General features: G+C 70.8%; 14 protein-coding genes. 12 read left to right on the forward strand and 2 right to left on the reverse strand.

Annotated features, from left to right (window positions below; all coding sequences use genetic code 11):
• Positions 1–118: 118 nt before the first annotated feature.
• Positions 119–1141, reverse strand: coding sequence for a LacI family DNA-binding transcriptional regulator (locus AB0L89_RS25715; protein WP_365145238.1), 1023 nt, complete (start codon positions 1139–1141; stop codon positions 119–121).
• 129 nt (positions 1142–1270) lie between these two features.
• Between AB0L89_RS25715 and AB0L89_RS25720 the strand changes: the two genes are divergently transcribed.
• The 12 genes from AB0L89_RS25720 to AB0L89_RS25775 all read left to right on the forward strand — a co-directional run bounded on the left by AB0L89_RS25720 (position 1271) and on the right by AB0L89_RS25775 (position 13328).
• Positions 1271–2530 carry an MFS transporter gene (locus tag AB0L89_RS25720; protein WP_365145241.1) on the forward strand — a complete coding sequence of 420 codons (1260 nt, stop codon included), beginning with the start codon at positions 1271–1273 and terminating at the stop codon, positions 2528–2530.
• A gap of 9 nt (positions 2531–2539) precedes the next feature.
• Positions 2540–3901: a Pup--protein ligase gene (pafA, locus tag AB0L89_RS25725; protein ID WP_365145244.1), complete on the forward strand. Its 1362-nt coding sequence runs from the start codon at positions 2540–2542 to the stop codon at positions 3899–3901.
• A gap of 129 nt (positions 3902–4030) precedes the next feature.
• Positions 4031–5029, forward strand: coding sequence for an FKBP-type peptidyl-prolyl cis-trans isomerase (locus AB0L89_RS25730; protein ID WP_365145247.1), 999 nt, complete (start codon positions 4031–4033; stop codon positions 5027–5029).
• 58 nt (positions 5030–5087) lie between these two features.
• Positions 5088–5462 (forward strand): FKBP-type peptidyl-prolyl cis-trans isomerase, encoded by a 375-nt coding sequence (locus tag AB0L89_RS25735; RefSeq protein WP_365145250.1) that lies wholly within the window; start codon positions 5088–5090, stop codon positions 5460–5462.
• Between the two features lie 165 nt (positions 5463–5627).
• A complete protein-coding gene (locus AB0L89_RS25740) occupies positions 5628–6605 on the forward strand; it encodes a WYL domain-containing protein (protein ID WP_365145253.1) in 978 nt (325 codons plus the stop codon).
• 18 nt (positions 6606–6623) lie between these two features.
• Positions 6624–7601, forward strand: coding sequence for a WYL domain-containing protein (locus AB0L89_RS25745; protein ID WP_365145256.1), 978 nt, complete (start codon positions 6624–6626; stop codon positions 7599–7601).
• Positions 7602–7612: 11 nt separating this feature from the next.
• Positions 7613–7870: a hypothetical protein gene (locus AB0L89_RS25750; protein WP_055697174.1), complete on the forward strand. Its 258-nt coding sequence runs from the start codon at positions 7613–7615 to the stop codon at positions 7868–7870.
• Between the two features lie 9 nt (positions 7871–7879).
• Entirely contained in the window at positions 7880–8077 is a 198-nt protein-coding gene (locus AB0L89_RS25755; protein ID WP_365145259.1) for a hypothetical protein, read from the forward strand.
• Positions 8078–8284: 207 nt separating this feature from the next.
• Positions 8285–8569: a Sec-independent protein translocase subunit TatA gene (gene tatA / locus AB0L89_RS25760; RefSeq protein ID WP_365145262.1), complete on the forward strand. Its 285-nt coding sequence runs from the start codon at positions 8285–8287 to the stop codon at positions 8567–8569.
• An 89-nt stretch (positions 8570–8658) separates the two neighbouring features.
• Positions 8659–9555 (forward strand): twin-arginine translocase subunit TatC, encoded by an 897-nt coding sequence (gene tatC / locus AB0L89_RS25765; RefSeq protein ID WP_365145889.1) that lies wholly within the window; start codon positions 8659–8661, stop codon positions 9553–9555.
• Positions 9556–9572: 17 nt separating this feature from the next.
• Positions 9573–10463 (forward strand): diacylglycerol kinase, encoded by an 891-nt coding sequence (locus AB0L89_RS25770; RefSeq protein WP_365145265.1) that lies wholly within the window; start codon positions 9573–9575, stop codon positions 10461–10463.
• Between the two features lie 9 nt (positions 10464–10472).
• The gene (locus AB0L89_RS25775; RefSeq protein ID WP_365145892.1) at positions 10473–13328 is read left to right on the forward strand and encodes a DEAD/DEAH box helicase; all 2856 of its coding nucleotides are present in this window, start codon (positions 10473–10475) and stop codon (positions 13326–13328) included.
• 151 nt (positions 13329–13479) lie between these two features.
• On the opposite strand, the gene AB0L89_RS25780 is transcribed toward AB0L89_RS25775, so the two are convergent.
• A complete protein-coding gene (locus AB0L89_RS25780) occupies positions 13480–14604 on the reverse strand; it encodes an LLM class flavin-dependent oxidoreductase (RefSeq protein WP_365145268.1) in 1125 nt (374 codons plus the stop codon).
• Positions 14605–15054 lie beyond the last annotated feature (450 nt).

Consider the following 15054-nt stretch of genomic DNA (forward strand, 5'->3'; position numbering starts at 1 on the left):
GCAGCACCGGTTCACCGTCGTGGTCGCCGAGGGTGTTCACCGTGGGGCCGGGGGACATCTCCGAGTAGGGCACTTTGATGAGCACTCCGGCACAGCGCCTTCGTGTACCGGGGGAGGTTCAGCGCACGGGGCCCGTGGAGCCGCGGACGACGAGCTCGACGGGGAGCGGGGTGGCGTCGGGCTCGCGGCCTTCGAGGACGGCGACCAGTGACTCCATGCCGCGCTCGCCGAAGCGCTCGGCGGGCAGGCGGACGGTGGTCAGCTCGGGTTCCACGGCGGTGGCCAGGATGAGGTCGTCGAAGCCGGTGACGGAGAGGTCCTCGGGGACGCGCAGGCCCAGGCGGCGGGCGGCCTTGCAGACGCCGGCGGAGAGGAAGTCGTCGTCGCAGACGACGGCGGTGGGGCGGGGGCCCGGGGTGGACAGGGCGGCTTCCGCGACCACGCGGGCGCGCTCGACGTTCAGGGGGGCGGCGACGCGGCGCACGGCGGTGTCGGTGCCGCGCAGCGCCTGGGCGAGTGCTTCGGCGCGCAGGTCGAAGGTCCAGGAGTCGACGTCCGCGGCGAGGTGCAGGAAGTCGCGGTGGCCGAGGGCGAGCAGGTGTTCGGTGACCTGGCGCATGCCGTCGGCGAGGTCGAGGTTGACGGTGGCGGCGCCGAGGCTGCCCGCGGGGTCGCTGTCGAGCATGACGAGGGGGAGGTCGTCGCCGCGGATGGTGGCGAGGGCGTCGGAGGCCATGGACGAGGCGAGGACGCCGTCGAGCGAGGCGCGGGCCGAGGCGAAGGGGTCGCGGGCGGGTCCTGTGCCGTCGGGGGAGGGGTAGATGACGACGCCGAAGCCGTGGCGGGCGGCGACGCGGGCGGCCCCGGTGTAGACGTGCGCGAAGAACTCGTTGGTGAGCTCCGGGACGACGAGCAGGGCGGTGCGGGTGCGGCCGAGGCGGAGGTTGCGGGCGGCGAGGTTGGGGCGGTAGCCGAGCTCGCGGGCGGCGGTGCGCACGCGCTCGGCGGTGGGGGCGGCGACCCGGCCGCGCCACTTGTCGCCGAGCACGAGGGAGACGGTGGCCTGTGAGACGCCCGCGGCGCGTGCGACGTCGCGGCTCGTGGGGCGGGTGCCCCCGGAATCAAGCTGTGGTGCCGCCACGGTCGCCTCCTGGTTCGTGCCCGCGTCATGGCTGTGCGGTGGACCGGCGGACAGCGCTCATGGTACGTATGACGCCGAACGTTATACGTAAAACTTCAGCCTCGGCGGTGTGAGGAAGGGCGGCAGGGCATGGCTGCGGGATACGCGGAGATCCTCCGGACGCGCTACGCGATGCGGCTGCTGGCCGGCACGCTGGTGGGCCGGCTGCCGAACGCCACGGCGGCGATCGCGATCGTGCTGTTCATCCGGGCCGAGGGCGGCACGTACAGCCTCGCGGGCGCGCTCGCCGCGGTGTACGGCGTGGCCAACGCCGTGGGGCAGCCGCTGCTGGGGCGTCTGGTCGATCTCCACGGCCAGCCGCGGGTGCAGCTGCCCGCGGCCCTGCTCTCGGCGCTCGGCATGGCCCTCTTCGCCTTCACGGGCCCCGACCGGCTCGCCCTCGCGTACGTCTCGGTGGCCGTCGCGGGGCTCTTCACGCCGCCGCTGGAGGGCGGCCTGCGGGCGCTGTGGCCCAGCGTGCTCGGCAAGGAGGAGCAGGTCCACACGGCGTACGCCATGGACGCCATCGCCCAGGAAGTCATGTTCACCGCGGGACCGTTGCTCGTGACCGGCTGTGTGGCGCTGTGGTCGGAGCAGGCGGCGCTGCTCGTCGTGAACGCCGTCGGCGTGCTGGGGGCGCTCTCCGTGGTGATGTCGCGGCCCTCGCGCGCGTGGCGCTCGGCGCCGCGCGAGGCGCACTGGCTCGGGGCGCTGCGCTCGCCCGGACTCCTCGCGCTCCTCGGCGCCTTCCTGTTCATCGGCATGGCGCTCGGCTCCATCACCGTCGCCGGAGTGTCGTACGCCGACGGGCACGGCGGCGACGCGGTGTACGGCTGGATGATGGCGGCGCTCGGCTTCGGCGCGCTGGTGGGCGGCGCGGTCTACGGGGCGCGGCAGTGGAGCGGTGCGCCGGAGCGGCGCCTGGGGGTCCTGGTGGGGCTCCTGGCGCTCTGCTACTGGCCGTTGATGCTCACGCCGGGCGCGGTGGCCATGACGGCGCTCACGGCGCTGGCAGGGGTCTTCCTGGCGCCCGCGCTCGCGTGCGCGTTCATCGTCGTGGACCGGCACGCGCCGCGGGGCACGGTCACGGAGGCGTTCTCGTGGCTCGTGACGACGTTCACGGTGGGGGCTTCGCTGGGCACCGCCGCCGCGGGACCGGTCGTCGAGCGGGGCGGCACGGAGTGGGGGTTCGCCGTCCCCGGGCTCGCCGGCGCGGCCGCGTTCGTGGTTCTGCTGGCCACGGTGCGGGTACTGGTACCAGTCGGGGATTCGGAAGTCGTTGCGAGTTCATCGGAAAATGATCGAAACGGTGCTGTCGAACCCGGTTTCAGTGCCGGGCATCAGGCGTAATGTTCAGTCATGGACCGCCGCATTTTCGGGCTGGAGAACGAGTACGGCGTCACGTGCACGTTCAGGGGACAGCGCCGCCTGTCGCCTGACGAGGTGGCGCGCTACCTCTTCCGCCGTGTCGTGTCATGGGGCCGCAGCAGCAACGTCTTTCTGCGGAACGGCGCCCGCCTCTATCTTGACGTGGGATCACATCCGGAATACGCAACGCCCGAATGTGACAACGTGACCGAGCTGGTCACCCACGACAAAGCGGGCGAGCGCATTCTGGAAGGCCTGCTCGTCGACGCCGAACGTCGCCTGCACGAGGAGGGAATCGCCGGCGACGTCTATCTATTCAAGAACAACACCGACTCGGCGGGAAACTCCTACGGTTGCCACGAGAACTATCTGGTGGCCCGTCACGGAGAGTTCTCCCGACTCGCGGACATCCTCATTCCGTTCCTCGTCACCCGGCAGCTGCTGTGCGGCGCCGGCAAGGTGCTGCAGACACCGCGCGGCGCCGTCTACTGCGTGAGCCAGCGCGCCGAGCACATCTGGGAAGGGGTGTCCTCCGCGACCACCCGCTCCCGGCCGATCATCAACACCCGCGACGAGCCGCACGCGGACGCCGAGCGCTACCGCAGGCTCCACGTCATCGTCGGCGACTCGAACATGTCCGAGACGACCATGCTCCTGAAGGTCGGCGCCACCGACCTGGTGCTGCGCATGATCGAGGCCGGCACGGTCATGCGCGACCTCACCCTGGAGAACCCGATCCGGGCCATCCGCGAGGTCAGCCACGACATCACCGGCCGGCGCAAGGTGCGCCTGGCCAGCGGCCGCGAGGCCTCGGCCCTCGAAGTGCAGCGCGAGTACTACGAGAAGGCGGTGGACTTCGTCGACCGCCGAGGCATCCGCAGCGGCACCGTCGAGCAGGTCCTTGAGCTCTGGGGCCGCACGCTGGACTCGATCGAGTCCGAGGACCTCGACCGCATCAGCACCGAGATCGACTGGGTCATGAAGTACCAGCTCATCGAGCGGTACCGCGCCAAGAACAACATGACCATGTCGCATCCGCGGGTCGCGCAGATAGACCTCGCGTACCACGACATCCACCGTCGCCGAGGGCTCTACTACCTCCTGGAGAAGAAGGGGCAAGCCGCCCGTATCTGCAACGACTTGAAGATCTTCGAGGGCAAGTCGGTGCCGCCGCAGACCACGCGCGCGAGGCTGCGCGGCGACTTCATCCGGCGCGCCCAGGAACAGCGCCGTGACTTCACGGTCGACTGGGTGCACCTCAAGCTCAACGACCAGGCACAGCGCACCGTGTTGTGCAAGGACCCCTTCCGGTCCGTCGACGACCGGGTGGAGAAGCTCATCGCCGGCATGTGACCCCGGTGAAGTGTGAGGCGTTGCGGGAACGCAACGCGGGCGCCGTGCGTTCCTCGTGCGGCGCCCTTCTCACGCCGTAGAGTTGCGCGCACGCCAACCCACAAGATCGATCGATACGAGGCCCCCACCGTGCGCCGACGCTCACTCCTCCTTGCCGTCCCGGCCGGCCTGCTGACGCTGGCAGGCTGTGGTGACGACAAGGCCGACAAGGCCAAGTCAAAGCCCAGCGACAGCCCGTCCAACTCGGCGTCGGCCCCGCCGACGGCGAAGATCGTGGACGGCCCGCTGCCCGAGATCACCAAGGGCGACAAGTTCGGTCAGAAGCCGACCGTCGCCAAGGGTCCCGGCAAGCCGTCCTCCGACCTGGCGGTCAAGACCCTGATCGAGGGCAAGGGCAAGGAGGTCGTCAAGGGCGACTATCTGCAGGCCAATTACCTCGGCCAGATCTGGGCGACCGCGAAGGTGTTCGACAACTCCTACGACCGGGGCAACCCCACGGTCTTCCCGATCGGCGTCGGCCAGGTCATCCCCGGCTGGGACCAGGCCCTGGTCGGCAAGAAGATCGACAGCCGCGTGGAGCTCGCCATCCCCCCGAAGATGGGGTACGGCGAGGAGGGCAACAAGCAGGCGGGCATCAAGGGCTCGGACACCCTGGTCTTCGTCGTCGACATCGTCGACACCTTCAACGCCAAGAGCTCGGCGAAGGGCAAGGAGGTCGCGCAGTCCAACAAGGACCTGCCCAAGGTCGGCACGAACACCGACGGCAAGGCCCCCTCCATCGACGTCCCCAAGAGCGACGCCCCCAAGAAGCTCGTCGCGAGCTACATCCTGGAGGGCGACGGCGACGAGGTGAAGGAGACCGACGGCCTCCTGTGCCAGTACAAGGGCGTCCTGTGGGCGGACGGCAAGGAGTTCGACTCCTCGTACAAGAGCGGGCAGCTCGCCTCGTTCCAGCTGGCGCAGGTCGTCAAGGGCTGGGCGCAGGGACTGACCGGCAAGAAGGTCGGCAGCCGTGTGCTGATCGTCATCCCCCCGGAGCTGGGGTACGGCGACCAGCCCCCGCAGGGCAGCTCCATCAAGAAGGACTCCACGCTGGTCTTCTCCGTGGACATCCTCGCGAAGATGTGAGCCCGCGGGGATGCAAGACTGTCCGCGCTGACCTTTCGTATCAAGCAGGAGCATTTTCGTGAACATCGACAAGCCTGAGGTCGACTTCCCCGTCGGCGAGCCGCCGGCCGAGCTGCAGATCAAGGAGATCTGGGAGGGGGACGGGGCGGTCGCCAAGGCGGGCGACTTCGTCAAGGTCCACTACGTGGGCGTCGCGTTCAGCACGGGCGAGGAGTTCGACGCCAGCTGGAACCGCGGCAACCCGCTGGAGTTCCAGCTCGGTGCCGGCCAGGTCATCACCGGCTGGGACAAGGGCATCCAGGGCATGAAGGTCGGTGGCCGGCGCGAGCTGACCATCCCGGCGCACCTGGCGTACGGCGACCGCGGCGCCGGTGGCGGCCGCATCGCCCCGGGCGAGACGCTGATCTTCGTCTGCGACCTGATCGCGGTCTGAGCGCGTCCGCGACCTGATCACGGTCCGCGCACGTCTGTGACCTGATCTGCCCGCCAAGGGTCCATGCCTGTCTGGCATGGACCCTTGGCTTTTGCCACGACACCCCGGGGCGGTACGGTCATCGGTCGGAAGCACTGTATGCAGTAAGGCCGAGAAAGGGCGTCGATGGCCATTGCCAAGGCCGAGCGGCTGATGAATCTGGCGCTGTGTCTGCTCGGGACCCGGCGGCCGCTCAGCAAGCGCGAGCTGCGCGATTCCATCGAGGCGTACGTCGAGGCCTTCGGGCCGGGCGGCCGGGCGGCGGGGTCCGACGACTCCTTCAACCGGATGTTCGAGCGCGACAAGGACGATCTGCGCGAGCTCGGCCTGGTCATCGAGACCGTGGAGAACCTCGACGGCGAGGTCGGCTACCTCGCCCGCCGCGACAGCAACCGGCTGCCGCCCATCACGATCGACGCCGAGGAGGCCGCGGCCCTCGGCCTGGCCGCCAAGGTCTGGCAGCAGGCGCGCCTGGCCGGGGCCGCCAGCGGCGCCCTGCAGAAGCTGCGCGCCGCGGGCCTGCCCGAGGACGTCGACCCGTACGAGACGCACGGCGCCCTGGAGCCCCGCATCCCCGCGCACGAGGCGTCCTTCGAGCCGCTGATGCTGGCCTGCCGCGACCGCCGCCCCGTCGTCTTCGACTACCGCAAGGCCACCGCCGCCCGCCCCGAGCAGCGCCACGTGGAGCCCTGGGCGCTGGAGTGCTGGCGCGGACACTGGTATCTCGCGGGCTGGGACCGCGACCGGCGGGCCGAGCGCGTGTTCCGGCTGTCGCGGATCACCGGCAAGGTCCGCGCCCGCGCGGGCAAGTACACCGCCGACGTCCCGGACGTCGTGACCGTCCGCGAGACCGTGGCGGGCTGGGCGGGCGAGATCGCCGACCGCACCGCTCTGATCAGGCTGCGCGCGGGCGCCGGCTACCCGCTGCGGGCCAAGGCCGCCTCGGTGCGGGAGCTGGGCGACGGGTGGGACGAGTTGGAGATTCCGTACGGCCACGGCCTTGACGCCTGGCTGGTGGAGTTCGGGCCCGACGTGGTGGTCGTGGAGCCCGCCGAGCTGCGGGCCGACGTGGTGGACCGGCTGCGTGCCGTGGCCAAGGGCTGAGGGGGAGCGGACAGACCAATGGCCTCGAACGCCATCGACCAGACGCGACGGATGCTGTCGCTGGTGACCTATCTGCGCGAGCGCCCCGGCGCCCACGTCGAGGACGTCGCCCGTGCCTTCGGGATCACCACGGACGAGCTGATCTCCGACCTCGACGTGCTGCCGCTGTGCGGCACCAGCTTCCGCGGCGGCGACCTGCTCGACATCGACACCGACGGCGACCGCATCTGGTGGCACAACCCGGACGACGTCGCCGCCCCGCTGCGGCTCGCCGCCGACGAGGCCACCGCGCTGCTGGTGGCCGCCCGCGCCGTGGCCACGCTCCCCGGCCTCCGGGAGAGCGACCGTCTCGCGCTGCTGCGCGCCACCGCGAAGCTGGAGACCGCGGCGGGCGAGGCGGCGGGCGCCAGCGCCCGGCTCTCGGTGACCTTCGAGTCCGAGGGCGGCGTCTTCGCCGACGTCGACCGGGCCATCTCCGAGCGCCGCAGGCTCTGGATCCGCTACTACTCGCCCGCGCGCGACGAGGTCACCGAGCGCGAGATCGACCCGATCCGCCTGGTGAGCGTCGGCCACACCTATGTCGAGGCGTGGTGCAGGCGCTCCGAGGCGCGGCGCACCTTCCGGCTCGACCGCGTCGCCGAGATCAAGATCCTGGACGAGCCGTCCGCGCCGCCCGAGGTCGAGCTGCGCGACCTGTCCGAGGGCCTGGTGCAGCCCGCCGCCGAGGACCCCGAGGTCGTCGTCGAGGTGGGCCCCGGCGGGCGCTGGGTCGCCGAGTACTACCCCCACGACAGCGCCGAGGAACTGCCCGACGGCGGTCTGCGGATCACCCTGCGCACCCCCGACCCCGCCTCGCTGCGCCGCCTCGCGCTGCGCCTGGGCGGCGACGGGCGGATCGTCTCCCCGGCCCAGCTGGCGGACAGCGCCCGGCAGGCGGCACGGGAGGCCCTCGCGGCGTACGAGAGGGACTACGACAGGCAGGAGCAGGGGCATTGAGCACACCGACCATGTCCGGATTGCCGGGAGTGCCGGCGCAGCGGCCCGCGCCCGTGCTCTTCACGGCCTCCTGCCCCGACTGCCGCGCCCGCTTCGAGCTGTCGGCGGGGGCGCTGCGGCTCGCGATCGGCGCCAGCGCGCGTACGACCTTCTACTCCTTCACCTGCCCCGAGTGCGAGGCCGCGGTGCGCAAACCCGCGGGCGAGCGCATCGTCGAACTCCTCACCGGCGGTGGGGTGCGGACGCTGCGCCTGCACTCGACCGTCTAGGCTCGGCGCATGTTCTGGGCGATGCTCGCGATCGCGGCGGGCTTCTTGGGTCTCGCCGTCCTCGGCGTACTGGCGATCAAGGTCTTCGTGGAGGCGCAGCGGCTGGGCCGGCAGGTGACCGAGACCACACGGCAGATCAACCGGGCCGCGGAGGACCTCGAGAGAGCCGCGGCGGGAGTGGCCCGTGCGGGCCGCGGGTCTCTTTAGCCTCCGCGACCTGTCAACGGCCCGAGGCGTGCGGGTACGCTGCGAATACGGCCCGGATCGAGGCGGGGGCCGTACCCGGAGTATGCGCGGGGATTGCCGCGCGTTTACCCCGGGGGGTTACGATCGCTGCCAGCGCGGAGGTCGGATGTATGTCCGGTCTGCGAGCAAACCAGACTCCTGTCGCCTCGGTGAAGAAGGTATACAGCTATGGGTAGGCTCGGCCCCACCGAGATCATTCTCATCCTCGTCATCGTCGTCCTGCTGTTCGGCGCGAAGAAGCTGCCCGACATGGCGCGCTCGCTGGGCAAGTCGGCCCGCATCCTCAAGAGCGAGGCCAAGGCCATGAAGTCCGAGAGCAAGGACGACGCCGCCGCCCCGGCCGACCCGCCGAGCGACCCCGCCGTCCAGCAGCGCACGATCCAGGCGGCCCCCGGCGACGTGACCAGCTCGCGCCCGGTCACCGAGCCGACCGACCGTACGACGCAGCGCTGATCCAAGGCCGGCGCAGGCCGGTCTGCCGCACGAGATGAGGACGTGGGTTGCTCAAGTCTGCCCGCAAGGAGAAGGACCCCGAGGGGCGGATGCCCCTCGCGGAGCACCTGCGCGAGCTCCGCAACCGGCTCGCGAAGGGCATGGCGGCGATCACGGTCGTGGCGATCGTGGCTGCCTTCTACAGCGAGAAGCTGATGAAGTTCCTCGCTTCTCCGGTACCCCGCTGCCCTGACGGCGGTCTGGAGAGCAAGGGCGGCGAGTGCGCGGTCGTCGCCTACACCGACCTGCTGTCGCCCTTCACCACCACGGTCAAGGTCAGCGTCATGGCGGGCGTCATCATCGCCAGCCCGATCTGGCTGTACCAGCTGTGGGCGTTCATCGCCCCGGGTCTGCACAAGAGCGAGCGCAAGTACACCTACGCCTTCGTGTCCGCCGCCGTGCCGCTGTTCGCGGGCGGCGCCTGGCTCGCGTGGGTGATCATGCCGATCAGCATGCGCGTGCTCCTCGGGATCACGCCGGACGGCTCGGCGAACATCCTGCCGATGGACAAGATCCTCGACTTCACCGTCCGGATGATCCTGGTCTTCGGCGCGGCCTTCGAGCTGCCGCTGCTGCTGATCATGCTGAACCTCACGGGCATGGTGACCGGCAAGCGCATGGCGGGCTGGTGGCGCGGTGTCGTCATGGGCGTGTTCGTCTTCGGCGCGGTGGCCACCCCGACCACCGACCCGTTCGGGATGATCGCCCTGGCGGGCCCGATCGTCGTCCTGTACTTCATCGCCGTCGGCTTCTCGCTCCTGAACGACAAGCGGCGCAGGCGCAACGACCCCGACGCCGAGCTGGACGACGACGAGGCCTCCGACATCGACCTCACGCCCGAGGACATCGACGACGTCGAGACGGTACGACCGCCCCGGGCACTGCCCGAGCAGGCGGGCAGCACACGCACCGACCAACGCGTCAACGGTTTCGACGACGTGACCTGACCTTGTAGGGTCCCGCCGTGACAAGCGAGATCACCCTCTTCGTCAATCCCACCGCGGGCCGCGGCCGGGGCGCTCACGCAGCGCAACCGGCCGCTTCCGCTTTGCGGTCCCGTGGCTTCTCCGTGCGCACCGTCATCGGTGAGGACGCCCCCGACGCGCTGCGACGGGCCCGCGAGGCCGTCGACGGCGGCACCGGGGCACTGATAGCCGTCGGCGGCGACGGCATGGCCAGCCTGGCGCTGCAGGCCGTCGCCGGGACGCGCACCCCGCTCGGGGTGATCGCGGTGGGCACCGGGAACGACTTCGCGCGGGCGCTCGGGCTGCCGGTGCGCGAGCCGGCCGCGGCCGGGGAGATCGTGGCCGAGGCGCTCAAGGGGGCGCGCACCCGCGACGTCGATCTGGGGCGGGTCGGCGACACGTGGTTCGGGACGGTGCTCGCGTCGGGCTTCGACTCGCGGGTCAACGACCGCGGCAACCGCATGCGGTGGCCCACGGGGCGCTTCAAGTACGACCTGGCGATGGTCGCCGAGCTCGCCGCCTTCAGGCCCGTCCCGTACCGCATCACGCTGGACGGCGGCGCCGTCCACGAGGTCGAGGCCACGCTCGTCGCGGTCGGCAACGGCACCTCGTACGGCGGCGGCATGCGGATCTGCGCGGGCGCCGACATGGCGGACGGGCTCTTCGACATCACCGTGGTGGGGGACTGCAGCCGTACGACGCTCCTGAAGGTCTTCCCGCGCGTCTACAAGGGCACCCACCTCGACCATCCGAAGGTCACCGTCCACCGGGCCGCGACGGTGGAGCTGGCCGCGCCCGGGATCACGGGGTACGCGGACGGGGAGCCGATGGGCGCACTGCCGCTGAGGGCGGAGTGCGTGGCGGGGGCGGTGCGCGTGCTCGCACCGTGAGCCGTCGATATTGATCGTCCGTTGTCAGTGGTGCCCGGTAGTCTCGAAAGCACGATGACAGAGGACCTCTCACCGGCCGAGCGGTACGCGGCGGCGCGCAAGCGCGCTGCCGAGCAGGCCACCGCACTCGCGTCCTTCCGCGAGATGTACGAATTCGGCCTCGACCCCTTCCAGATCGAGGCCTGCCAGGCGTTGGAGGCCGGCAAGGGCGTGCTCGTGGCCGCCCCCACCGGCTCGGGCAAGACGATCGTCGGCGAGTTCGCCGTGCACCTCGCCCTGCTCCAGGGCAAGAAGTGCTTCTACACCACGCCGATCAAGGCGCTCTCCAACCAGAAGTACGCCGACCTCGCCAAGCGGTACGGCTCGGACAAGGTCGGCCTGCTGACCGGCGACAACAGCGTCAACTCCGATGCCCCGGTGGTCGTCATGACCACCGAGGTCCTGCGGAACATGCTGTATTCGGGCTCGCAGTCGCTCCTGAACCTCGGCTATGTGGTCATGGACGAGGTGCACTACCTCTCCGACCGCTTCCGCGGCGCCGTCTGGGAGGAAGTGATCATCCACCTCCAGGAGTCGGTCACGCTGGTCTCCCTGTCGGCGACGGTGTCGAACGCCGAGGAGTTCGGCGACTGGCTCGACACGGTCCGCGGCGACACCGAGGTGATCGTCTCCGAGCACCGCCCCGTGCCGCTGTTCCAGCACGTGCTCGCCGGGCGCCGGATGTACGACCTCTTCGAGGAGGGCGAGGGCCACAAGAAGGCGGTCAACCCCGACCTGACGCGCATGGCGCGCATGGAGGCCAGCCGCTCGTACAACCCGCGCGACCGCCGCAAGGGCAAGATGGTCCGCGAGGCCGACCGCGAGCGCGAGCGCCGGCAGAGATCGCGGATCTGGACACCGGGCCGCCCCGAGGTCATCGAGCGGCTCGACGCCGAAGGGCTGCTGCCCGCCATCACGTTCATCTTCAGCCGCGCGGGCTGCGAGTCCGCCGTGCAGCAGTGCCTGTACGCGGGCCTGAGGCTGAACGACGACGAGGCGCGGATGACGGTCCGCCGGATCGTCGAGGAGCGCACGTCCTCGATCCCGGACGAGGACCTCCATGTCCTCGGCTACTACGAATGGTTGGAGGGGTTGGAGCGCGGCATCGCGGCGCACCACGCGGGCATGCTGCCCACCTTCAAGGAAGTCGTCGAGGAGCTGTTCGTGCGCGGCCTGGTCAAGGCCGTCTTCGCCACCGAGACCCTCGCGCTCGGCATCAACATGCCCGCGCGCAGCGTGGTCCTGGAGAAGCTCGTCAAGTGGAACGGCGAGCAGCACGCCGACATCACCCCCGGTGAGTACACCCAGTTGACCGGCCGCGCGGGCCGCCGCGGCATCGACGTCGAGGGCCACGCGGTGGTGCTGTGGCAGCGTGCCATGAGCCCCGAGCACCTCGCCGGTCTCGCCGGCACGCGCACGTATCCGCTGCGCTCCAGCTTCAAGCCGTCGTACAACATGGCGGTGAACCTGGTCGAGCAGTTCGGGCGGCACCGCTCGCGCGAGCTCCTGGAGACGTCCTTCGCGCAGTTCCAGGCCGACAAGTCGGTCGTCGGCATCTCCCGCCAGGTGCAGAAGAACGAGGAGGGCCTGGAGGGCTACAAGGCCTCCATGACCTGCCACTTGGGCGACTTCGAGGAGTACGCCCGGCTGCGGCGCCGGCTCAAGGACCGCGAGACCGAGCTCGCCAAGCAGGGCGCGGCGCAGCGCAGGGCGGCCGCTGCCGCCGCCCTGGAGAAGCTGAAGCCGGGTGACGTCATCCACGTCCCGACGGGGAAGTTCGCGGGCCTCGCGCTCGTCCTCGACCCGGGCCTGCCCGCGGGCCGGGCCAACGGCCACCGCGGCTTCGACCACGTGGACGGCCCGCGGCCGCTGGTGCTCACCGCCGAGCGGCAGGTCAAGCGGCTCGCCGCGATGGACTTCCCGGTGCCCGTCGAGGCGCTGGAGCGGATGCGCATCCCGAAGTCCTTCAACGCCCGCTCGCCGCAGTCCCGCCGCGATCTGGCGTCCGCGCTGCGCACCAAGGCCGGGCACATCGTGCCCGACCGGCACCGCAAGGGGCGTGCGGCGGCGGCCGACGACCAGGAGATCGCCCGGCTCCGCGCGGAGCTGCGCGCCCATCCCTGCCACGGCTGCGACGAGCGCGAGGACCACGCGCGCTGGGCCGAGCGGTACCACCGCCTCAAGCGCGACACCTCGCAGCTGGAGCGCCGCATCGAGGGGCGGACGAACACCATCGCCCGCACCTTCGACCGCATCGTCGCGCTGCTGACCGAGCTCGACTACCTGCGCGGCGACGAGGTGACCGAGCACGGCAAGCGGCTCGCCCGGTTGTACGGCGAGCTGGACCTGCTGGCCAGTGAATGCCTGCGCGCCCGCGTGTGGGAGGGACTGAGCCCGGCCGAACTGGCCGCGTGCGTCTCGGCGTTGGTCTACGAGGCGCGGGTCGGCGACGACGCGCTGGCGCCGAAGCTGCCCTCCGGCGCGGCGAAGGCGGCGCTCGGCGAGATGGTGCGGATCTGGGGCCGCCTCGACGCCCTGGAGGAAGAGTTCAAGATCAATCAGGCGGAGGGCGTGGGCCAGCGCGAGCCGGACCTCGGCTTCGCCTGGGCGGCGTACATGTGGGCCAACGACAAGGGCCTTGACGAGGTGCTGCGCGAGGCGGAGATGCCGGCCGGTGACTTCGTGCGCTGGTGCAAGCAGGTCATCGACGTCCTCGGCCAGATCTCGGCGGCGGCCCCGCGCGAGGGCAGCACGGTCGCGAAGAACGCCCGCAAGGCGGTCGACCAACTGCTGCGGGGCGTCGTGGCGTACAGCTCGGTGGGCTGAGGCCGTCCGGGTCACGGGGCCCGGTGGCGCGACGGACGGGCCCGGCCGGGAAGGCCGGGCCCGTCCGAACGTGCGGGCGCCACTCGGCCGTCCGGACGTCGAACGCGCCGGTGCGGTCCGCCCCTTTCGCGGTCCGCACCGGCGCCGGGTGTCAAGCGCTCAGCGGGGTCTGCGTCGGCCGGGAGGCGGCCTCCGCGTCCCGCTTCGCCACCTCCTCGCGGACGATCGGGATGACGTGGCGGCCGAAGTCGATCGCGTCGTCGAGGAGGTCGTAGCCGCGCGCGGAGAGGATCTCCACGCCCAGGTCGTAGTAGTCGAGGAGCGCCTGCGCGACGGTCTCCGGGGTGCCCACGAGCGCCGTGGAGTTGCCCGCGCCGCCGGTCTCGGCGGCGGTCGGCGTCCACAGGGCGCGGTCGTGCCGGTCGCCGGACGCGGCCACCGCGAGGAGGCGCTGCGAGCCGGAGTTCTCCGGGTTCTTCAGCGGGTGACGGCGCGAGAGCGGGGATCCGGTCTTGCGGGCCTTGATGCGGTCCAGCGTCGCGTACGCCTTCTCCCAGGCCAGTTCCTCGGTCGGCGCGATGATCGGGCGGAAGGCCACCTGGATCCTGGGGACGTCGGTGCGGCCCGCGGCCTTCGCCGCCGCCTTCACCGACTCGATCTGCTCCGCGGTCTGCGCGAGCGGCTCGCCCCACAGGCAGTAGATGTCGGCCTCGGCGCCCCCGGCGGCGTACGCGGCGGGTGAGGATCCCCCGAACGAGACGCGCGGATGCGGCTGTTGGACGGGGAAGGTGTCGCTGACGAAGTCCTTGAAGCGGTAGTGGGTGCCCTCGTGGTCGAAGGGCTCGTGCGAGGTCCACGCCTTCTTGATGATCCGGATGGCCTCGCGGGTGCGGGCGTACCGCTCGTCCTTGGTGAGGAAGTCGCCCTCGCGCTGCTGCTCGTGGTCGTTGCCGCCGGTGATGAAGTGCACCGCGAGCCGGCCGTCGCTGATCCGGTCGAGGGTCGCGAAGGTCTTCGCGGCGAACGTCGGGTACGACACGTTGGGGCGGTGGGCGACCAGGATCTGGAGCCGGTCCGTGCGGGCCGCGATGTAGGCGGCGGCGGGGGAGGGGTCGGGGGAGCCGGAGCCGTAGGCGAACAGGACCCGGTCCCAGCCGTGGTCCTCATGGGCGCGGGCGAGCCGGAGCGTGTAGTCCTTGTCGAAGGACGCGCCCGAACGGGCGGTGACTTCGGAGCCTTCGTTGGTCGCTGCGATGCCGAGGAACTCGACGGGCATGGCAAAGCCTCATCTCTTGCTGCGGTGACATGGCGTGGTCTTCGGTGCCGTCAAGGACGACACGCCGCCGACCACACGCGACCGAAGTCGATGTGGTCGCGGGTGACCAGCCGCAGCTGAGGTCGCATGCGCACGGGAGAACAGGCGTCCATACGAGGCGTCAACCATGCCCGGGGCCGGGGGATTCCCGTGCGGACGGCCGCAATTCCGCTGCCCGGCAGGGCCGTTCGAGGATGTCACTCCATGTGTTCGAATGATCGCCACACGTGTAAATGGGGCGAGTGTATGCCCCTCGGCAAGGGCCGTGCAGGGGGTTGCCGAATATGACTCGGCGATGATTCCGGCGGACTAAGCTCGCCCGGAGCGCGGCGAGTTGCAGTGAGTTGCGATAACTTCGCGCGCTTGTTCCCAAATCTTTCGATAGTTCGGTTTGTGTTCCCCCGTACCTCC

The organism is Streptomyces sp. NPDC052114 (genome assembly GCF_040680155.1).
In the GTDB taxonomy this organism is placed as follows: Bacteria; Actinomycetota; Actinomycetes; order Streptomycetales; family Streptomycetaceae; genus Streptomyces.

Excerpts from the sequence above, each read along its gene's own strand:
- AB0L89_RS25720 (WP_365145241.1), top strand. The coding sequence starts at position 1,271 with ATGGCTGCGGGATACGCGGAGATCCTCCGGACGCGCTACGCGATGCGG.
- AB0L89_RS25745 (WP_365145256.1), top strand. The coding sequence starts at position 6,624 with ATGGCCTCGAACGCCATCGACCAGACGCGACGGATGCTGTCGCTGGTG.
- tatA (WP_365145262.1), top strand. The coding sequence starts at position 8,285 with ATGGGTAGGCTCGGCCCCACCGAGATCATTCTCATCCTCGTCATCGTC.
- AB0L89_RS25780 (WP_365145268.1), bottom strand. The coding sequence starts at position 14,604 with ATGCCCGTCGAGTTCCTCGGCATCGCAGCGACCAACGAAGGCTCCGAA.
- pafA (WP_365145244.1), top strand. The coding sequence starts at position 2,540 with ATGGACCGCCGCATTTTCGGGCTGGAGAACGAGTACGGCGTCACGTGC.
- AB0L89_RS25750 (WP_055697174.1), top strand. The coding sequence starts at position 7,613 with ATGTCCGGATTGCCGGGAGTGCCGGCGCAGCGGCCCGCGCCCGTGCTC.
- AB0L89_RS25740 (WP_365145253.1), top strand. The coding sequence starts at position 5,628 with ATGGCCATTGCCAAGGCCGAGCGGCTGATGAATCTGGCGCTGTGTCTG.
- tatC (WP_365145889.1), top strand. The coding sequence starts at position 8,659 with ATGCCCCTCGCGGAGCACCTGCGCGAGCTCCGCAACCGGCTCGCGAAG.
- AB0L89_RS25755 (WP_365145259.1), top strand. The coding sequence starts at position 7,880 with ATGTTCTGGGCGATGCTCGCGATCGCGGCGGGCTTCTTGGGTCTCGCC.